The sequence below is a fragment of the Peribacillus sp. NPDC056705 genome, assembly GCF_043656335.1.
The window spans coordinates 1-1348 of the sequence record NZ_JBHTYI010000198.1 but is presented as its reverse complement, the minus strand read 5'-3'; the positions used below and the strand labels follow the sequence as shown (position 1 = coordinate 1348).

The window sequence follows — 1348 nt, the reverse complement described above, 5'->3', positions numbered from 1 at the left end:
TCTTCATACGTTTGTGGTTATAGTAATGAATATAATCATCTAATTCCTTTTCAAAGTGCTCCATACTTTCAAACTCTTGGAGATAAAGCAATTCAGACTTTAACAAGCCAAAGAAGTTTTCTATGACTGCGTTATCTAAACAATTTCCCTTACGGGACATGCTTTGTATAATGCGAGAATCTTTTAACGTTTTTTGATACTTCTTCATTTGATAATGCCACCCTTGATCCGAATGGAGGATGACCGTATCTTCTGGTTTTAGGTGTTTAATCGCCTCATTTAACATATCTCCAACCAGTTTATAAACAGGCCGTTTCATCACTTTGTAGGCAATAATTTCACCATTACATAAATCAAGGATCGGGGATAAGTAACGTTTCTCCCCAAATAAACGAAATTCCGTTACGTCTGTTACCCATTTTTGATTCATTTTCTCAGCTTGAAAATCACGTTGTAAAATATGGGGGGCAACTCGACCAACATGCCCCTTATACGAACGATACTTTTTCATTCGGACTAAACATTTTATGCCCATTTGGTTCATGAGGCGGTTGATGGTCTTTGGATTGTGAGAAAACCCATATTTCTTTAGCTCGTTAGTGATACGACGATACCCGTAACGTCCTTTATGTTCATGATAGATAGACTGAATAGCGGCTTTTACCCTCGAATACTTATCTTCCCGATTCAAGCGTTTTTCCCAATAATAGTACGTACTACGTGGAATATCAGCGACTTTAATTAAGGCCACGACCTCATACATGGACTTTAGTTCATAAATTACTTGCGCTTTGATTTTGGTTGTAATTTTTCCTGCATTTGAACTAAAGTATTCAACTTTTTTAAATACGCATTCTCCATTTCCAGTTGTTTAATTCGTTTTTCAAGCGCTTCAACTGAACCTTCAACTTGATTGGATGGATTGGTTTCTTTTTTCTTTTTCATGGATAATTGCCCCTTTTTCTTAGAAATTAGGGCATCTACTCCATAGGCAGTAAAATTTATTCTCCAGGTCCGAATTAAAGCTGGAGAAGAAATATTAAACCTTGCGGCTGCGTCGTAAGAAGATATACCCGTTTCATTCATATAATTAAGTACATCCATTTTAAACTCCGCAGAATAACTTGTATAGGATTTCTTAAATCCATCGGCTCCTTGAATTTGGTATAAACGAACCCATCCTTGTATCGTTTGATACGAGACTTCAAATATCTTTTGAAGATCCATATAGCTGTGCTTTCCTTCTAGGTAAAGTCGTGTAATGAATATTTTCTGTTCGGCAGAAAAATTGGCCATAAAAAACACCCCATAAATGTTAGTTGGTGTCTAACATTTACGGGGCAGTTCA

The 1348-nt window shown here is 36.5% G+C and carries 1 protein-coding gene; it reads right to left on the bottom strand.

Translation table 11 applies throughout. From position 1 onward, the window contains the following. Window positions 1-1296 (bottom strand): IS3 family transposase gene (locus ACFRAK_RS28890; RefSeq protein WP_387605025.1). Its coding sequence is split into 2 segments (ribosomal slippage), with 1297 coding nucleotides annotated over them: window positions 1-846 and window positions 846-1296; the frame shifts between segments, so codons are not numbered across the junction. This gene is flagged as partial in the annotation. Window positions 1297-1348: the final 52 nt, after the last annotated feature.